Origin of the sequence: Methylophaga sp. OBS3 (assembly GCF_026319325.1) — a bacterium.
Lineage (GTDB): Bacteria > Pseudomonadota > Gammaproteobacteria > Nitrosococcales > Methylophagaceae > Methylophaga.
In genome coordinates, this window is sequence record NZ_JAPDMU010000003.1 from 324,501 (window position 1) to 341,105 (window position 16,605).

The 16,605-nt window shown below is 42.8% G+C and carries 19 protein-coding genes and 2 tRNA genes; 6 read left to right on the forward strand and 15 right to left on the reverse strand.

The window, feature by feature from the left end; translation table 11 throughout:
- Positions 1–80: 80 nt before the first annotated feature.
- From OMP94_RS08305 to OMP94_RS08315, 3 genes are all read right to left on the reverse strand, one after another.
- A complete protein-coding gene (locus OMP94_RS08305) occupies positions 81–1,379 on the reverse strand; it encodes a type II toxin-antitoxin system HipA family toxin (RefSeq protein ID WP_266277819.1) in 1,299 nt (432 codons plus the stop codon).
- The gene (locus tag OMP94_RS08310; protein ID WP_266277820.1) at positions 1,376–1,681 is read right to left on the reverse strand and encodes a helix-turn-helix domain-containing protein; all 306 of its coding nucleotides are present in this window, start codon (positions 1,679–1,681) and stop codon (positions 1,376–1,378) included. Before OMP94_RS08310 ends, OMP94_RS08305 begins: the two co-directional genes overlap by 4 nt.
- Before the next feature lie 556 nt (positions 1,682–2,237).
- Entirely contained in the window at positions 2,238–3,260 is a 1,023-nt protein-coding gene (locus OMP94_RS08315) for a hypothetical protein (RefSeq protein WP_266277821.1), read from the reverse strand.
- Positions 3,261–3,861: 601 nt separating this feature from the next.
- Between OMP94_RS08315 and OMP94_RS08320 the strand changes: the two genes are divergently transcribed.
- The 3 genes from OMP94_RS08320 (at position 3,862) to OMP94_RS08325 (ending at position 6,334) form a co-directional block, all read left to right on the forward strand.
- Complete coding sequence (locus OMP94_RS08320; protein WP_266277822.1) at positions 3,862–4,749, forward strand: hypothetical protein; 888 nt, start codon at positions 3,862–3,864, stop codon at positions 4,747–4,749.
- 233 nt (positions 4,750–4,982) lie between these two features.
- Positions 4,983–5,225 carry a DUF4224 domain-containing protein gene (locus OMP94_RS11325; protein ID WP_416240452.1) on the forward strand — a complete coding sequence of 81 codons (243 nt, stop codon included), beginning with the start codon at positions 4,983–4,985 and terminating at the stop codon, positions 5,223–5,225.
- Positions 5,225–6,334, forward strand: coding sequence for a tyrosine-type recombinase/integrase (locus OMP94_RS08325; RefSeq protein ID WP_266277823.1), 1,110 nt, complete (start codon positions 5,225–5,227; stop codon positions 6,332–6,334). Before OMP94_RS11325 ends, OMP94_RS08325 begins: the two co-directional genes overlap by 1 nt.
- A 30-nt stretch (positions 6,335–6,364) precedes the next feature.
- Here the strand turns inward: OMP94_RS08325 and OMP94_RS08330 are convergent.
- Positions 6,365–6,441 (reverse strand) — tRNA-Arg (locus OMP94_RS08330).
- Positions 6,442–6,478: 37 nt separating this feature from the next.
- Positions 6,479–6,555 (reverse strand) — tRNA-Pro (locus OMP94_RS08335).
- Positions 6,556–6,694: 139 nt separating this feature from the next.
- On the opposite strand from OMP94_RS08335, the gene folD reads away from it, so the two are divergent.
- Positions 6,695–7,552, forward strand: a complete 858-nt coding sequence (folD, locus tag OMP94_RS08340) for a bifunctional methylenetetrahydrofolate dehydrogenase/methenyltetrahydrofolate cyclohydrolase FolD (RefSeq protein WP_266277824.1) — start codon at positions 6,695–6,697, stop codon at positions 7,550–7,552.
- Between the two features lie 40 nt (positions 7,553–7,592).
- Here the strand turns inward: folD and OMP94_RS08345 are convergent, their stop codons facing one another.
- From OMP94_RS08345 to OMP94_RS08355, 3 genes are read right to left on the reverse strand one after another with little or no spacing between them, the layout of a single operon-like run.
- Entirely contained in the window at positions 7,593–7,766 is a 174-nt protein-coding gene (locus OMP94_RS08345) for a hypothetical protein (RefSeq protein ID WP_266277825.1), read from the reverse strand.
- A 30-nt stretch (positions 7,767–7,796) separates the two neighbouring features.
- On the reverse strand, positions 7,797–9,185 hold the full coding sequence (gene cysS / locus OMP94_RS08350) for a cysteine--tRNA ligase (RefSeq protein WP_266277826.1): 1,389 nt from the start codon (positions 9,183–9,185) through the stop codon (positions 7,797–7,799).
- Between the two features lie 4 nt (positions 9,186–9,189).
- On the reverse strand, positions 9,190–10,857 hold the full coding sequence (locus OMP94_RS08355; protein ID WP_266277827.1) for a glutamine--tRNA ligase/YqeY domain fusion protein: 1,668 nt from the start codon (positions 10,855–10,857) through the stop codon (positions 9,190–9,192).
- 167 nt (positions 10,858–11,024) lie between these two features.
- On the opposite strand from OMP94_RS08355, the gene OMP94_RS08360 reads away from it, so the two are divergent.
- A complete protein-coding gene (locus tag OMP94_RS08360; protein ID WP_416240453.1) occupies positions 11,025–11,606 on the forward strand; it encodes a peptidylprolyl isomerase in 582 nt (193 codons plus the stop codon).
- Positions 11,607–11,621: 15 nt separating this feature from the next.
- Positions 11,622–12,371, forward strand: a complete 750-nt coding sequence (locus OMP94_RS08365) for a UDP-2,3-diacylglucosamine diphosphatase (protein ID WP_266277828.1) — start codon at positions 11,622–11,624, stop codon at positions 12,369–12,371.
- Here the strand turns inward: OMP94_RS08365 and OMP94_RS08370 are convergent.
- The 7 genes from OMP94_RS08370 to rpsP all read right to left on the reverse strand — a co-directional run bounded on the left by OMP94_RS08370 (position 12,355) and on the right by rpsP (position 16,570).
- Positions 12,355–13,098 carry a DsbC family protein gene (locus tag OMP94_RS08370; protein WP_266277829.1) on the reverse strand — a complete coding sequence of 248 codons (744 nt, stop codon included), beginning with the start codon at positions 13,096–13,098 and terminating at the stop codon, positions 12,355–12,357. The two genes, OMP94_RS08365 and OMP94_RS08370, sit on opposite strands and share 17 nt — an antisense overlap.
- A 10-nt stretch (positions 13,099–13,108) precedes the next feature.
- The gene (locus tag OMP94_RS08375) at positions 13,109–13,594 is read right to left on the reverse strand and encodes a YajQ family cyclic di-GMP-binding protein (protein WP_266277830.1); all 486 of its coding nucleotides are present in this window, start codon (positions 13,592–13,594) and stop codon (positions 13,109–13,111) included.
- A gap of 59 nt (positions 13,595–13,653) precedes the next feature.
- On the reverse strand, positions 13,654–14,571 hold the full coding sequence (gene xerD / locus OMP94_RS08380) for a site-specific tyrosine recombinase XerD (RefSeq protein ID WP_416240454.1): 918 nt from the start codon (positions 14,569–14,571) through the stop codon (positions 13,654–13,656).
- Positions 14,572–14,660: 89 nt separating this feature from the next.
- On the reverse strand, positions 14,661–15,005 hold the full coding sequence (gene rplS, locus OMP94_RS08385) for a 50S ribosomal protein L19 (protein WP_323135073.1): 345 nt from the start codon (positions 15,003–15,005) through the stop codon (positions 14,661–14,663).
- Positions 15,006–15,024: 19 nt separating this feature from the next.
- A complete protein-coding gene (gene trmD, locus OMP94_RS08390) occupies positions 15,025–15,768 on the reverse strand; it encodes a tRNA (guanosine(37)-N1)-methyltransferase TrmD (protein ID WP_266277831.1) in 744 nt (247 codons plus the stop codon).
- A gap of 9 nt (positions 15,769–15,777) precedes the next feature.
- Entirely contained in the window at positions 15,778–16,299 is a 522-nt protein-coding gene (rimM, locus tag OMP94_RS08395; protein ID WP_266277832.1) for a ribosome maturation factor RimM, read from the reverse strand.
- Positions 16,300–16,321: 22 nt separating this feature from the next.
- Entirely contained in the window at positions 16,322–16,570 is a 249-nt protein-coding gene (gene rpsP, locus OMP94_RS08400) for a 30S ribosomal protein S16 (protein WP_266277833.1), read from the reverse strand.
- Positions 16,571–16,605 lie beyond the last annotated feature (35 nt).

Below are 16,605 nucleotides of genomic sequence, written 5' to 3' on the forward strand. Positions count from 1 at the left end.
TTATATCTTCAGCACATGATGCTGGCTAACGACAGATGGTCAATGTTACCAAAGTCAAACTATGTCTTTTTCAAAAAGGATCAGTAGTTAAACTTCTTCCCGAATTTATTAGATCGATGATTCTCTTGTATCAGGGAGGCATGCTTCCCTGATAAACCCGCTCTATCAGCATAGCTCATCCATTTATCAACCGTGCCTAACACTTCTTCCAAAATCTTGACTGCCTCAGAATGAGACAGGAAGTCTGATGTCGCTGTAATTAAGTCAGTGGCTGAAATACCTTTGAACTTACCATTGACGCTCATCTGATGTGCTGATGTCCAACCATCATTTGGATTAAAGGCATAGATCACATCGAATGCCGGTGCAATTGACCACTCACCTTGCTTATTCATTAAGAAGCTGAAGTTTTTCGTATGGTCATCCTGATTTCTGGCAGCAATGTTTAAAAAGCAACGTCTAATAGCCTGCTCAAGCTGAGAGGCATCCTCTGTGAGAGTTTGAACAGTATGGAAATACTGCTCATAACTGTGAAGATTGTTCATATTGAAGTCGAGCCCTTTCATGGCGCAAAAACTTTGCATATGAATTGAATCTTTACCAGTGCGATCGAAACGCTTAGTCATAAAATGGGCTCGCCCATTTTCTTCAAGTAATTGGCATTGACTCATATCAACACCAGCGTCACTTGCCATCAAATAATAGGCATACTCGATACGGCCATAATTTTCACTTGTGCCAAGCGCATTGTCTTTTCCTACACCGTCAAATTTGATGAGCCATGGCTCATAGCCTTCTTCAGCTGGGAACTGGCCACTCTTCATTTCGCCTGTTTCAGGATTGTAATTAATCACAGCCTTAGCCCTTGCACCACCGGCTGAAATCCCAACAGATAGCATTTTATTAAGCGCTTCCTCAGACTGCTTGTCATTTTTATGCAGGTTTCCAGAAATGGCTTGTCTGGCTGCTGAAACCAATTCCGACAGATTGATAGCGTCCAGCTCTTGCTTGTCCATGTGATCAATCATTGGGTCATAAGTCAGGGCACCCATTGCACGCTCACCGATATAAGCTAGCTTATCCAGTGGCGTCATGTTCGGTACTGTAATGCCTTTTTTATCAAAATAGGCAGTAATGATAGCGTTACCAAACTTATCCGGTAGTGAGTCAGCAATAAACTCAGGTAATCCGGCAAACGCTTCTTCACGACGACCGCGATATATGCGTTCATCAAGTGGCGCCATGAAAGGTGAGACTTCCAGCCCTGAAGCGATAAATTCGTCATCGTAGTTAAAGTTAGCAATGCGCTCATGGTTATCCCATTGGATCGCGCCAACTGTTTTGCCCCATAATTTAACTTCGATGAGATCTAAACTCATGACTTATCCCTGCTTGCTCGCTGTTTTTTGTTTTCCTGCTCTTGACGGCGAAGTTTTAAAAGCTCTGTAGGCTTTAGCGTAATTTCAGGCAAGATCTGCTCTAAATCAGATAGCCTGCCAAGGCCACGCATAACATCGATAAAATTACTCATGTCACAGCCTAGGCCTGACTCCAACCGCTTTATAGTGCTCAGTGAGACACCAGCCTTTTCAGCCAAACGTTTTTGTGAAAAGTCTCGATGCAGCCTATGCTCTCTAAGAGACTCGCCGATCCGTGCAAGAATTTGATTGTTAGTCGCCATATTTGGTTTCACATATGAACTGTTATTCGTGATTTTATCTGTTAAATGTTCATTTGTGAACCTTTATTACAATTTAAGGTTCGACGAGCTTTACTCAGTGCAGAGACGTATCCCCCCCATCCGTGCGAATTTATTGCAGGCCATACAAACATCCACTGTTTAACCCAATCTCGCATGTGAAATATAAACTGGATAAAAATTTAGATAGCAGGCTTTTAGTGGACTAGATATTAGTTCCATCATAAGGTAATTACTCTATCAATCTTGTTCTTAAATTAACCAAAAGCACGGCGCCCTCGTCCGGGCTTTTGCTCATTAATGTCGCCTGCGGTTTACCTGCAGCGACATGCAACGAGCGCATGCGAGTGGGCGTAGGCAGATATTTAATACGGCTTCTTGATTTCATGCTGCGGCACGCAGCCTTCAAAGTTAGAAACATATGAAACTATCCACCCTGACGGCCCCAAAAAGAGTCTTTTGAATTAAGTAGCTTTTATCCGCTGGGGGCTGAAGCTTTAGTTTCAGTTACCCGAATTAAACCAGTAAACCTAAATCATTACCTCAGGGTAGGAGAAAATGAATTCGTTGGCCTTGGGAATCTGTACGTCGCTACCCTAACAATGTTGTTGATCTCATGCTCTGGAATCGCGGGCGTTATGAATATTCCACCTGAAGCAAAACTTGCCGAGCCATACTTTGATATTGAAAACGTTGACTGATGTCCCATCAAAAAAGACATCTGTTTTTCTGTCATTCTGTCCGGGCTATCTCTGTGGAGTTTCTTTAGTTCACTGGCTAACTGGTTTCTGAATGTATAAAGGGTCGGTCGCAGTTTGCGTCTGAAAAATACTTTTTTCGAGAGCTCGTAAACACGGTCTTCTAGTAATTTAGTATTTTTTTCAATACTGTTACCATTCTGTGCCATTTTATTAAGCACTTTCACCGCTCGTTGCATATTTTCTTTTTTCTTTTCATCTACTGTGATGAGCCTGTCTAAACCTCTTGTTGAGAACACTTTCCCGTTCTCACCGGGTAACATCACATCATCTTTTTTTGCACCTTTGATGAAGAAACTTCCTTCCCCCATATCCCTGATCCCCATGAGCTCGATTGGTCTACATCCTGTTAGCTTGCACACTATCAAAGCCGCATGTGTCTCCAAACTTGTCATACGTATTGTGCCATCTTTTTTTCTTACTTTTTGCTTTGCTGCCATCAGCAACATTCGTGCATCTTTCTGATTAATTTTCTTGCAGTACCCTCGTCCTTTTTTTGGTTTTCCATTGGGACTTTCTTTCCACAACACCCTGTCACTTTCGATGCATGCATTCATGGCTAAGGGGTATTCCATAAGCTCCAGTTTTCGGGCCGCCTTGTAGAAGTTTTTTTGGAATTGATCATGTATCAAAGCAGTACGCATAAACCGCCATGTCCCCCTAGTTACTGTTGCTGAGTATGCCTCTAATCTCTTAACCAAGTTTGCCGGTGTTATCTCGAAGCCGCTCATCCATTCCCTGTAAAAAAACTCTGCTCGCTTTCCATATTCTTTAATTGTTTTGTCTGACTTTTCTTTCTTCATTTAGCCTACCCTTTCCTTAGGTTGGCACTCCGCTCATGCATCCGCATTCGCTTCGGCCTGACAGGCTCCGTGACACTTAAATAGTGCTCCGCACTACTTTCGGTCACTACACGGGGGCTTCCCCCCCTCTCGCCTGTCGTATTCTTCCGGATTTTTTTCGGAAGAATACGGGTGTTAATGGGTCAAACTGCTTTCTATTTTGCCTTGGAATATCTCGGCAGTTCATGCTCCGCATTTATGCCTGAAGTCACGATCATGATTGTCGGATTAATGCTAAGTTCAGATTACACAGCACCAACCAACTGTTGAAGGCTATTTGGTAAATTCCCTTCAGATATGATGCTTTTGACTCATATTTGAATCATCATGATTAATTTGACCGTTTTTTACATATTACTGAAAGGACGAACTGCGCAGCCTATGCGTCAATTATAGTTGCACTCATATAATGCACACGCTATTCTCATTTTGTGGCCGCGCAGCCCAGTAGCCCATAGCAAAGCTCATAGCAGCGCATCAATGATTTTTTCAAATTTCGCTTTTTTGTAAACCCAAAGTTTGCAGTTTATGGGCCTGTAAATTAAAAACTTTGGAGTCTACTGTGATAAATTCTGAAATAAGCTTTCAGCATAAAAAATCTGCTTATAAACGCCTAACAAAATCTCTTAAACAAAAGTTAGGAATCAAGACTTCCACGGTGCATAACCTGATTGCATTGACTCACGGATATCACTCTTGGGAAGCTTTTTCTCTACACAAATTTACAAGTCGTAAACCTGAGTGCTACATGGATCACATTGATCTAATTAGTCTTGCTAGCGACTTATCGAACTGGTATCAAACTGAACGTCATAAATCCAAACTTCTACAAAATGATTTTTTCGATGCTACGGTTATCGGGTGCTTAAGGGCTGGCTACTTAAACCTGCTCCCACCAAAAGCTATAGGTCATTTGTCATCATTGATTTGGGAGTCCGGTGACACTATCAATAACCTAGATAGTGTTATCCAATTTTATGGTGACAACATAGAGTTTGTCTTAAAGCAACTCACTTCCGAAGAATACACAAGACGAACTAATGGGCACTTTTATGACGACCTATGTGGAATCAACATTTTCTACAGATTTAAGTTCTCAAAAAATGAACTTCATCTTCACCTTGTAGAAATAGATCCAACCGAGACTATAGATCATCACTTATTACGAAACCTTAATTGGTTTCCAGAATATATATGCGGCTACATTTACCACATACACGGAGTACTTGAGCACTCAAAACTCAACGGTACGCTTTACATTCACAGAGTTCATAATATTGACTTAGCTAGCGTAGTATCTAGATCTCTTTTTCATCCATTAACTCCAATAACATTCAACCCAAATTTTAAAAAAATTGCTCTTAATTTGTTAGAAAACCCAAAATCTCATGGCGTAGTCACAGAAAGGTTAGGATCTGAAATTGTTCCCTGTATTGCCTGGGAATTTTAGTTAAACCAGATAGTTATCTTTTTGATGCTTATATGATGTAGCAAAAATTCTTTAGATAAAAATCACGCTAGACTTTGAATACTTTTCTATTACACCCCAGCTTCGGCTGGGGTAATCATAGAGTTGAAATACGTGGGGATAAATTTATCCCGACAATACCCATTTGCTTATCAATAACTAGAATATCTGTCATTCTGTAATCAACAGGTTAATTAAGTCTAGTTGAGGGCACTATGACCAACAATGACATCACAAATGAATTCCTTACCTCAGAAGAGGTCAGAGAGCTTACAGGGACGGCTCACATCAATTCTCAAATTGAGTGGCTAAAAGATAATGCATGGCATTTCACCGTCAACCGAAAAAACAGGGTCATAATAGGCAGGTGGTATGCCCGAACGAAACTATCCGGTGTGATACCCAAAGAGGTTCAGTTAGATACTGCAAACGAACCATACTTTGATCGAGTGTCTTGATGCCTAAGCCCAAAACAAAGCATCCAGAACTTCCTCCACGCATGGTCAAGCGTGAATGGAAAACACGTAAGGGTGTCAGTACTGCATATTACTACGAACATCCTCGCGATGAGTTCGGTAAAAGAGAGCTAGAACCCTTAGGCACTAGTTTCGCCTTAGCTAAGAAAAAATGGGGGGAAATTGAGGGTATCAAAGTAGAAGAGTTTTCGACTAATACCCTTGGAGATATCTACAACCAATATATGGTCTGGGCTGAAAAAGTACACATATCAAACCTATCCCCTCGCACGATTAAAGATCGCAAAAATTACTGGACACAATTAGCACCAGCTTTTTCTCATCTGCATATAAACAGCTTCAAATCAAATTGGTTTTTAAAATATTATGAACAGAGAAGCTCGCAAGTTGGCGCAAAAAAAGAAATTAAATTTGTTTCTGTCTTGTTTAACTGGGCAAAACTTCACGACTTGTGTCAAATTGAAAATCCGATCACCAACACAATACGCCAGTACAAGGTAAATGAGCATAGAGACATACTCATCACCTTCAGAGAGTACATGGCCGTACATGAATCTGCTGAACCCTTCATTCAGGATCTGATGGATCTACTCTATTTAACTGGAGCTAGACCCCAAGAAGCTATCGACATGAAATTTAGCGATGAGATTGATGGTGAGTTGATATACCGTATGGGTAAAACTAAACGCATCAAGCGCGTTACTATTGGCAAAGATCTTCGTTCACTCATCCAGAAGCGAAAAAAATTACTACGCATAAATAAAGTTATGCTGATTGACCCGCCACTTCTATTCGACAGCGAAGGCCAAGCTTTACAACTCACTGGCAATATTCGCTACTGGTGGAAGAAAGCGCGTGACAAAACCAAGATGAAGCGAAGATGGCAATTAAAAGACATAAGACCTTTCGCTGCCACTCAGAGATACAGAAAAGAGGGTGTCGAGTCCACTCGAAAGTTCTTAGGACATGCAACAGAGGCTCAAACTAGAGCATACATACGCGACTACTTGGGAGAGGACACAGAGTCTCTAGAATTGCTCAAAACCGGAGATATGGCGAAAGTAAAATCCCAAAATGGCGAAAGTAGTTAGCGAACACTACCACTTAAAGCATTTAAGAAATGGTACGCCTGGCAGGACTCGAACCTGCTACCCTCGGCTTAGAAGGCCGATGCTCTATCCGGATGAGCTACAGGCGCATTGTAGGTTAGTCGAGGAGACAGGTGAACTGAAAAGTGGTCGGGGCAGAGAGATTCGAACTCCCGACCCTCTGGTCCCAAACCAGATGCGCTACCAGACTGCGCTATGCCCCGACATTTCGAAGAACAGACATCCTCGAAGAAGGCGAAATAATACGCTGTCACTTCTGCAGAGTCAACAAATCTTAGATATTTTTTGCCGTGCCTTACACAACATGCGATCATAGTCGTTTTTATTTGGCCGGATCTCAGCATGACAGCAAAAATCATTGACGGTAAAGCCATTGCCGCTGACTTAAAACAAAAAATCAGAGCCGCAACCCAGATGCGTTTGGCAACTGGTAAGCGCGCACCCGGCCTTGCAGTAGTTTTAATTGGTAGTAATCCGGCTTCACAGGTATATGTCAGCAACAAACGCAAAAGCTGTGAAGAGGTTGGCTTTAAGTCGGTTTCTTACGATTTACCCGCGGATACCTCCGAGTCAGCCCTGCTCGCTTTAATCGATACGCTAAACGCTGATGATGAAATTGACGGTATTTTGGTTCAGTTACCCTTACCAGACCATATTGCCTCAGAAACAGTGATTGAACGTATTGCCCCGCACAAAGATGTTGATGGCTTCCACCCATATAACATCGGTAGACTTGCTCAACGCATTCCGATGTTACGTCCATGCACGCCTTGGGGCGTCATTACCATGTTGAAAGAAACAGGTATTGAGCTCAAAGGTCAGGAAGCTGTTGTGGTTGGCGCCTCAAATATCGTTGGTCGTCCAATGGCACTGGAATTACTGTTAGCGGGTTGTACTACTACCGTTTGTCACCGAATGACCAAAGACTTAGAAAGTCATGTTCGTCGTGCGGATATTCTCGTAGTTGCCGTAGGTAAACCTAACTTTATTCCAGGTGATTGGGTTAAAGAAGGTGCCATTATTATTGATGTTGGCATTAATCGTTTAGAAGACGGCAAACTGACTGGTGACGTCGAATTTGATAAAGCCGCTGAAAAAGCAGCTTGGATAACGCCAGTGCCTGGTGGTGTGGGTCCGATGACGGTAGCAACTTTATTAGAAAACACACTTCACGCGGCAGAGTTACTTCATAGCAATTGAATATGATTAAAAAAAACGCCTTAACGGCGTTTTTTTTGGTTTAAATATGCGGTGCAGCTTGAAGGAAATGATAAAAACTCATAAATGCGGTGCCAATCAAGACAAGCCCCAAAAAGATAATCAGATAAATTCCCACTGTCGGTAAATAACTAGATAATCGTTTTGCAGCTTTTGATTGTTTTTCCAGCCCAACATTTTTATCAGATGCGCCCATATGTATTCCTCAAAGAGCTAGTTGGATAATTTATTGGCGACGCCAAATTGTTTTACCAGCCTCATCTTCGAGCACTACACCCATAGCGGCAATAGCATCACGAATTTCATCTGCTTTGGCCCAATCTTTTGCCTGACGTGCAGCATGGCGATCAGCAATCAACTGCTCAATCTTGACCGCATCAATTTCATCATCACCTTGCGTTAGGAAAGATTCGGGAGATTGTTGAAGTAGCCCTAAATCCCCCGCCATTGAAATTAATAGTCCAGCCAAATAGCTAGTCTTGCTGGCATCATTAGCTTCTCGCGCTAAATTTAAAGCCTGACGCAGATCACCTAATACGGAAATGGCTAATGCTGTATTAAAATCATCATCCATCGCCTCACGAAAACGTGGGGCAAATTCCGCATCATTTTGCCATATAACATTGCTTTGGGCTTCGACACCACGAAGTGCGTGATAAAAACGAGTAACCGCCGTTTTAGCCTGCTCAAGTTGATCTTCAGCGTAGTTAAGTGGGCTACGGTAGTGACTTGACAAGATAAAGAAACGAACAGCTTCAGCAGGATATTTGGCCAATACTTCACGGACGGTGAAAAAATTGCCTAACGATTTAGACATTTTTTCATCATCAATACGAACAAAACCGTTGTGCATCCAATAGTTAACACTTTTGCAACCATGTGCACCTTCAGACTGGGCAATTTCGTTTTCATGATGCGGGAACTGTAAGTCCATACCGCCACCATGAATATCAAAATGTTCACCGAGGCAATGTGCCGACATAGCGGAACATTCAATATGCCAACCAGGGCGGCCTTGCCCCCAAGGCGACTCCCAAGCAGGTTCACCTGGCTTTGCCGCTTTCCACAGCACAAAATCTAATGGATCTGTTTTTGCTTCATTGACGGCAATGCGTTCACCAGCGCGTAGTTCATCAATTTGCCGGCCTGATAATTTACCGTAACTTTTAAATTCACTGACGTCGTAATAAACATCGCCGTTATCCGCAGCGTAAGCAAAACCTTTTTCAATTAAGGTTTCGATCATACTGAGAATATCGTGCATCGACTCAGTGGCTTTCGGTTCAATATCCGGACGCAAAACACCAAGCGCATCAGCATCTTGATGCATTTCCGCAATATAGCGCTCGGTTAAATCCTGAATCGTTTCGCCATTCTCCGCTGCTCGTTTGATGATTTTGTCATCGATATCGGTGATGTTACGAACATACGTCACGTCATAGCCTAATGCTCTGAGATAACGTGTTACAACATCAAACACCACCATCACTCGCGCATGTCCAACATGACACAAGTCATACACCGTCATACCACAGACATACATATTGACCTTGCCTTCTTGCAAAGGCTTAAACGTTTCTTTCTGTCGAGATAAGGTGTTGTAAATTTTTAGCATGTGACTAATTTTTTGAAGTGTCTTTTAGACCGATGGTCAAATTAAATACGGGGGTTTCTGCACTGTGGTCGAATCGATCACTAACAAAGTAACCTTCACGCTCAAACTGAAATGCTGTTTCAGGTGCACAATTAACAATTTCAGGTTCGGCAATTGCTTTAATAATAGTCAGTGAGTCTGGATTAACATCATCAAGATAATTACCTGTTTCTTTACCCGGCGCTTCTGCAGAGAACAATCTATCGTACAGGCGTAATTCAACCTCACGACCTTCAGTTGCTGAAACCCAGTGAATAACGCCACGCGGCTTCATATCTTCAGGCGGGTTTTGACCGACAGTGTTGGGCACCAAAGAGGCAATGATTTCAATGACATTACCGCTATCATCTTTAACAACATCATCTGCTTTGATGACATAAGCGCCACGTAAGCGAACATAATCACCAATCACCAAACGTTTAAACTTCTTACGGCTCAGTGTGGTGTCTTCGGTAAAATCTGACGCATCGATAAAGATATTTTTAGTAAAGGCTAAACGACGATTACCCATCGCTTCTTGCTGGGGATGATTTGCCACTTGCAACCATTCAGTTTCATCTGCAGCGTTGGTAATTGTGACCTTTAATGGATTGAGTACACACATGGCACGTGCAGCGTTGTCATTTAAGTCTTTACGAATCTCAAACTCAAGCTGAGCAATATCAACCACACCGTCGGTTTTCGCAACGGCAAGACCATCACAAAACGCACGTAATGCTGCTGCTGAATAACCGCGACGGCGCATACCTGAAATGGTCGGCATACGCGGGTCATTCCAACCATCAACGATTTTATCGTCTACCAATTGTTTTAAATTACGTTTACTGGTGACAGTGTAATTAATGTTTAGACGACCAAATTCATATTGTTTCGGTTTCGCCGGAACAGGCAGATTGGCAATAAACCACTCATAAAGTGGGCGGTGATCCTGAAACTCTAATGTACAAATACTGTGGGTAACACCTTCAATGGCATCACCTTGGCCATGTGCAAAGTCATAGCTCGGGTAAATACACCACTTATCACCCGTCTGATGATGTGTTTTTTTACGAATGCGGTACAAAATTGGGTCGCGCAGATTCATGTTAGGCGAAGCCATATCAATCTTGGCACGCAAAACACAAAAGCCTTCATCAAACTCGCCTTGTTTCATTTTTTCGAACAAAGCCAAATTTTCTTCAACGCTGCGATTACGGAATGGTGACTCTTTACCTGGCTTAGTTGCCCAGCCACGATACTCACTGGCTTGCTCTGGACTCAAATCACAGACATAGGCTTTACCTTCTTTGATGAGGTGAATAGCCCATTCGTAGTATTGATCAAAATAACTTGAGGCATAGTGAATATCACCAGCCCATTGAAAGCCTAACCAAGTCACATCTTCCTTGATGGCATCAATGTACTCCTGCTCTTCTTTAGCAGGGTTTGTATCATCAAAACGCAGATTACAATCACCACCAAACTCTCTAGCCAAACCAAAGTTCAGACAAATAGATTTAGCATGACCGATATGTAGATAGCCGTTTGGCTCAGGCGGAAAACGAGTGACCACTTTTCCGGCAATCCTGCCAGCATCTAAATCTTCTTGAATGATTGTGCGAATGAAATTGTGATTAGCAGCAGCTTCTGACATACCAATTGATGAAAGTTATTTAAAACGGGCATTATACGCTGTCCGCACCATCCCGTAACAGCGCTGATTTATCGTGGTTAAATCATAGAAAGTGTTTTCAAGTGTTCACCTTAAAGATCGAGATGCTCTATCATGGGCGTTTTTTCACGCTTTGGACAAATCTTATAATGAAATTACTATACCGCCACTTGGCCCCGCTTTTTATCGCCTCTTTATCAATGACTGCTAATGCAGAGGGTGGCTCTGCCCTACCTAAAGTTAAGCTAACGACTAATCACGGTGAAATCGTTATCGAATTAAACTCAGAAAAAGCGCCAAACACGGTTGCCAACTTCATTCAGTATGTAGAATCAGGTTTTTATGACGGTACTATTTTTCACCGTGTTATCGAAAACTTTATGATTCAAGGTGGTGGGTTTACTGAAGACTTCCAACAAAAAACCACGCAAAAGCCAATTGATAATGAAGCAAATAATGGCTTAACTAATAGCCGTGGCAGTATCGCTATGGCTCGTACCAGCGACCCTCACTCTGCGACTGCTCAATTCTTTATCAATACCGTTGATAACAGCTTTTTAAACTTCCGTGCAGAGACCATGAGTGACTGGGGTTACGCTGTCTTTGGTGAAGTGGTCGAAGGTATGGATGTTGTGGATGCTATTCGCAAAGTACAAACAACCCTTCGTGGCCCACACCAAGACGTGCCAGCGGAGAATGTTGTGATTGAAAAAGCTGAATTACTGAAATAAATCGTTAAGCAGTCAATGTCACATCTGTTTATTTCAGATCTGCATTTAAGTCCTGACCAGCCGGAATTAACCCGGTTGGTCACAGACTTTTTATCACAGCAGAAAAATCTCGAGTCACTCTATATCCTCGGTGATATCTTCAATACTTGGCTTGGCGATGATTTAGTCTTGCCAGAATATTATTCCTTTATGGATAGCCTACTTAAGCTTCGCTCACAAGGCTGCAAGCTTTATCTGATGGTGGGTAATCGAGACTTCATGCTGGGTAAGGATTTTGCTGAATCTGTGGGTGCAGAATTACTACCCGATGCGATAGTGCATACTTTTAACAATACACCTGTGCTATTGATGCATGGTGATAGCCTTTGTACTGATGATGTCAGCTACCAACGATATCGAAAAGTGGTCAGAAACCGCTTCTTACAATGGTGTTTTTTACATTTGCCTTTATCGTTTCGTCAGCGCATCTCTGACAAGATTAAAGACAAAAGTAAAGATAAGAAACAGTATAAGAGCACTGCGATAATGGATGTGAATCCAGATGCTGTTGTGAGATCTATGCACAAACATCAAACAACTATCTTGCTCCATGGCCATACGCATAGACCTGCGATACATCACTTCGAGTCAAACAGCCAACCCTACTATAGAATCGTGTTAGGCGATTGGCATGATAGTCCGAGCTTTTTGATGTTGGATGAAGGCAAGTTCCAACTCGTTGATCCTCGCCTTGAGCAAACGCTAACGCTTAATTTGCCTGCTTAGCATTCTCATCCAAAATTTCCCGCAAACGTTGCGGTGGGACATAGCCAGGTAATACTTGGCCATTTTCTAGGAACAATGCAGGCGTACCTTCAACACCTAAACGTTGGCCAAGTTCAAATTGGGCAACAACAGGGTTATCTTTACAAACACTAGTATTTTTCAAATCACGTTCTGCTTTTGCATCAGTCATGGCTTGTTTTGGATCTTTAGCACACCAAACTTGTACTAGTTTTTTTGCTGACTCAGATTCAACACCAGCTCTTGGGAATGCCATATAACGAATACCAATACCCAGCTTGTTGTACTCATCAACTTCTTCATGCAATTTACGGCAATAAGCGCAATCAACATCGGTAAACACGGTCAGCATGTAATCTGTTTTTTCAGGTGCGAAGATAATTAAATCTTTTGGATCTAAACGACTCAAAATATCGCTCTTAATTTGTAGTTCGCGTGCCTGAGTAATATTTTCACGTGACTCCAGCGATAACACATTTCCCTGAATAAGATATTTAGCGTCTTGGGTAAAGTAAAAAACTTGATCACTAATAATAGCCTCATACAAACCACTATCACCCAGTGCCGTCAGAGACTGGATTTGCATGCCTGGCATATCGGTTTCTAACTGCGCTTTTAGCTTCTCAACAACGGCATCTTGCGTTTCAGCGAATACGCTGCCACAAGCCAACATCAGCATAGCTAAAAAAATGGTTGAAATAGGTTTCATCGAGTCTCTCTTAATCACGGAAATTATTAAATTGCAGCGGCATCTCAATGCCTTCATCACTTCTGAGCAATGCAATGATTTGTTGTAGCTCGTCGCGCTTTTTGCCTGTCACTCTGACACTGTCACCTTGGATAGCAGCTTGTACTTTGATTTTGCTGTCCTTAATGAGTTTGACGATTATACGGCTGACATCTTTATCTAAGCCTTCACGCACAATGACATCTTGCTTACGAAGTTTGCCATCGCCTTTAGGATCTTTAACCTCCAGACATTTGACATCAATACTGCGTTTGACCAGCTTTAAACGCAAAATATCTAACAATTGTTCCAATTGGAAATCGCTATCAGCATACATTGTGAGTACTTTTTCAGACTGCTCAACACGTGCGTCGGTTCCTCGAAAATCAAAGCGGGTGGTTAACTCTCGGTTGGCTTGATCAACCGCGTTGGTCAGTTCGTGTTTATCCACTTCTGAGACGATATCGAATGATGGCATTAGTGCTCCTCCGTAAAATAAATGCTGCGCAGTTTAGCATGACAAACCAAATCATTATCTTAGCTACGTGGGTGATATTGACTATGCAAACTTTGTAATCGGGCTTTTGCAATATGGGTATAAATTTGGGTAGTTGATAAATCACTATGTCCCAGTAATAACTGAACCACGCGTAAATCAGCCCCATGATTTAATAAGTGTGTCGCAAAAGCATGACGTAATGTGTGAGGCGATAAGGGTTTATCAATACTCGCTAACGCCGCGTAACGCTTGATGATGTGCCAAAAAGCCTGGCGTGTCATTGCCGTACCACGACGTGTTGGAAACAAATCATCAGTCGCATGGCCATATATCAATTGCGGTCGGCTTTCCAATAAGTACTGTTGGCAATAATCCAAGGCAGTTTCGCCAAGCGGTACCAGTCTTTCTTTATTACCTTTACCAACACAGCGAATTAATCCCTGGCGCATATTCAACTGCTCAAGCTTTAAACCAACAAGCTCAGATACACGCAAACCGGTTGCATACAGCACTTCTAACATTGTTCTATCACGTAGACCGAGCATTGAATAAATATCAGGCTGTGCCAGTAAATCTTCCACATCTTGCTCAGATAACGTATCGGGCAGATGTTTACCCAAACGTGGTGACTCCAACATGGCAGTAGGATCAGACTCACGTAATGCTTCACGGCATAAATAACGATAATAACGACGCAATGTTGAAATTAACCGTGCATCGCTGGTCTTTTTACTACCGTTTCTTAACCGCGTCACAAGATAGGCTTCGATATGTTGTCTCTCTGCGCTTGGTAATCCAATATCTTGCTTTTGTAACCAAGCCGCAAAGCCAAGCAAATCTCGTTGGTATGCTGCTACCGTGTTTTGACTGAGGTTTGATTCAAGCCACAAACTATCGAGAAATGCTTGAACATAGGCAGGCATTGGTTGATCCGCTGTGGTGTTGGTTTCTGACATGGGCTGATTTTAGCAGTTTGCAGCAGCAATTTTATGGCAAAAAAAAGGACCGCCGAAGCAGTCCTTTAATTTGTACTTTGTAACCGAGATTACAATTTTTCTTTGATACGTGCTGCTTTACCAGTCAGGTCACGTAAGTAGTACAGTTTCGCACGGCGAACGTCACCACGGCGTTTTACTTCAACGCTAGCAATCGTTGGGCTGTGTGTTTGGAAAACACGCTCAACACCAACACCGTTAGAAATTTTGCGAACGGTAAATGCTGAGTGCAGACCACGGTTACGTTTAGCAATAACCAGACCTTCAAAAGCCTGTTCACGCTCACGGTCGCCTTCTTTGATTTTTACTTTAACGACAACGGTATCACCGGCACCAAATTCCGGAATATCGCTTCTCAATTGTTCAGCATTCAGCTGTTCGATAATGTTGCTCATTGTTGTCTCCCCACTAATCCTAATCCTGCCCGCGCTCGGCAATAAATTCTTCCAATAAGGCTGCCTGTTCTTTATCTAGCGTTTTCGCTACCAATAAATCAGGTCGCCGCAACCATGTTCGTCCTAAAGACTGTTTCAGGCGCCACTTTCGTATTGCCTCGTGATCACCACCTAATAAAACCGGTGGAACCACTTCACTGTTTAACTCTTCAGGCCGCGTATAGTGCGGATGATCCAACAAGCCATCTACAAAAGAGTCTTGTACTGCGGATTCCGCATCACCGAGCACGCCCGGAATCAATCTAGCCATACCGTCAATTAAGACCATGGCCGGTAACTCTCCGCCGCTGAGAACATAATCACCAATGGACCATTCCTCATCGACTTGCTGCTGGATTAGTCGTTCATCAATACCTTCATAACGACCAGCCAACAGTATCAAACTATCTTGTTTAGCCATGTCACTCAGTGCTGCTTGAGTGAGTGGCTTACCTTGCGGTGATAGATAAATAACTTTGCTATCACGACCTAACAAGGTTTTGGCATCATCAATTGCCGCCATTAATGGCGCAACTTTCATAACCATGCCTGGGCCACCGCCATAAGGCCTGTCATCAACGGTACGATGTTTGTCATCAGTGAAATCGCGTGGATTCCAAAGACTAACTTTCAATCGTTCGTTTTTAACAGCCCTACCTGTCACACCATAATCAGTGACGGCGCTAAACATTTCTGGAAACAATGAAATCACCCCAAGGTGCATCTCACTGCCTCACAAATAATCAGATTGCCATTCAACCCGAATTTGCTGATTCGCTAAATCCACGTTAAGGACAACTTCATCCATAACAAACGGAATTAGATGCTGTGCTTTTGTACCATCTTGCATCACCACCAGCACATCATTGGCACCGGTTTCGAGTAAGTGGTCAACTTTACCTAGCACTACATCTTCCGCATTGATTACGGATAGGCCAATTAAATCAGCCCAATAAAACTCATCTTGATCAGTAGCTTTGAGCTGTTCACGGCGAATTGCTAACTCACCGCCAATCAACGGTAATGCCTGATCACGATCAGTGACATTACGAATACTCATTACGACAGCTTTACCTTGTAGCTGGCCACCACTGATGTCGATTTCGATCCACTGTCCTTGACGCTTCAAAAACAATGGCTTGTAACGCAAAATATTGTCGCGTGGCTCTGTGTATGAAAACACTTTCACGCTACCTCTGACACCAAACACGCCAGAGATTTTTCCAACCGGGATAAATTCGCCGGCTTCAGCCATGACGAAGTCCTCCGGTTAGTAATTAAGCGGCTTTGCGAGCAACTTTAATAAGTTGTGCAACACGCTCTGAAGTCTGTGCACCTTGGCTGATCCAGTGATCAACACGGTCCAGATCCAGGCGCAGAGATTCTTCTTGGCCTTTAGCAATCGGGTTAAAGAAACCGATACGCTCAATGTAGCGACCGTCACGCTTGCTGCGTGAGTCAGTGACTACGATGCCGTAGAAAGGACGCTTTTTCGCGCCGCTGCGAGTCATTCGAATTGTTACCATAAATCTGCCCGTTGAAAAATCGGATGGAAAATAGA

Coding starts and splice junctions, on each gene's coding strand:
- OMP94_RS08305 (WP_266277819.1), bottom strand. CDS start 1,379: ATGAGTTTAGATCTCATCGAAGTTAAATTATGGGGCAAAACAGTTGGC.
- OMP94_RS08310 (WP_266277820.1), bottom strand. CDS start 1,681: ATGGCGACTAACAATCAAATTCTTGCACGGATCGGCGAGTCTCTTAGA.
- OMP94_RS08315 (WP_266277821.1), bottom strand. CDS start 3,260: ATGAAGAAAGAAAAGTCAGACAAAACAATTAAAGAATATGGAAAGCGA.
- OMP94_RS11325 (WP_416240452.1), top strand. CDS start 4,983: ATGACCAACAATGACATCACAAATGAATTCCTTACCTCAGAAGAGGTC.
- OMP94_RS08325 (WP_266277823.1), top strand. CDS start 5,225: ATGCCTAAGCCCAAAACAAAGCATCCAGAACTTCCTCCACGCATGGTC.
- folD (WP_266277824.1), top strand. CDS start 6,695: ATGACAGCAAAAATCATTGACGGTAAAGCCATTGCCGCTGACTTAAAA.
- OMP94_RS08345 (WP_266277825.1), bottom strand. CDS start 7,766: ATGGGCGCATCTGATAAAAATGTTGGGCTGGAAAAACAATCAAAAGCT.
- cysS (WP_266277826.1), bottom strand. CDS start 9,185: ATGCTAAAAATTTACAACACCTTATCTCGACAGAAAGAAACGTTTAAG.
- OMP94_RS08355 (WP_266277827.1), bottom strand. CDS start 10,857: ATGTCAGAAGCTGCTGCTAATCACAATTTCATTCGCACAATCATTCAA.
- OMP94_RS08360 (WP_416240453.1), top strand. CDS start 11,025: ATGAAATTACTATACCGCCACTTGGCCCCGCTTTTTATCGCCTCTTTA.
- OMP94_RS08365 (WP_266277828.1), top strand. CDS start 11,622: ATGTCACATCTGTTTATTTCAGATCTGCATTTAAGTCCTGACCAGCCG.
- OMP94_RS08370 (WP_266277829.1), bottom strand. CDS start 13,098: ATGAAACCTATTTCAACCATTTTTTTAGCTATGCTGATGTTGGCTTGT.
- OMP94_RS08375 (WP_266277830.1), bottom strand. CDS start 13,594: ATGCCATCATTCGATATCGTCTCAGAAGTGGATAAACACGAACTGACC.
- xerD (WP_416240454.1), bottom strand. CDS start 14,571: ATGTCAGAAACCAACACCACAGCGGATCAACCAATGCCTGCCTATGTT.
- rplS (WP_323135073.1), bottom strand. CDS start 15,005: ATGAGCAACATTATCGAACAGCTGAATGCTGAACAATTGAGAAGCGAT.
- trmD (WP_266277831.1), bottom strand. CDS start 15,768: ATGCACCTTGGGGTGATTTCATTGTTTCCAGAAATGTTTAGCGCCGTC.
- rimM (WP_266277832.1), bottom strand. CDS start 16,299: ATGGCTGAAGCCGGCGAATTTATCCCGGTTGGAAAAATCTCTGGCGTG.
- rpsP (WP_266277833.1), bottom strand. CDS start 16,570: ATGGTAACAATTCGAATGACTCGCAGCGGCGCGAAAAAGCGTCCTTTC.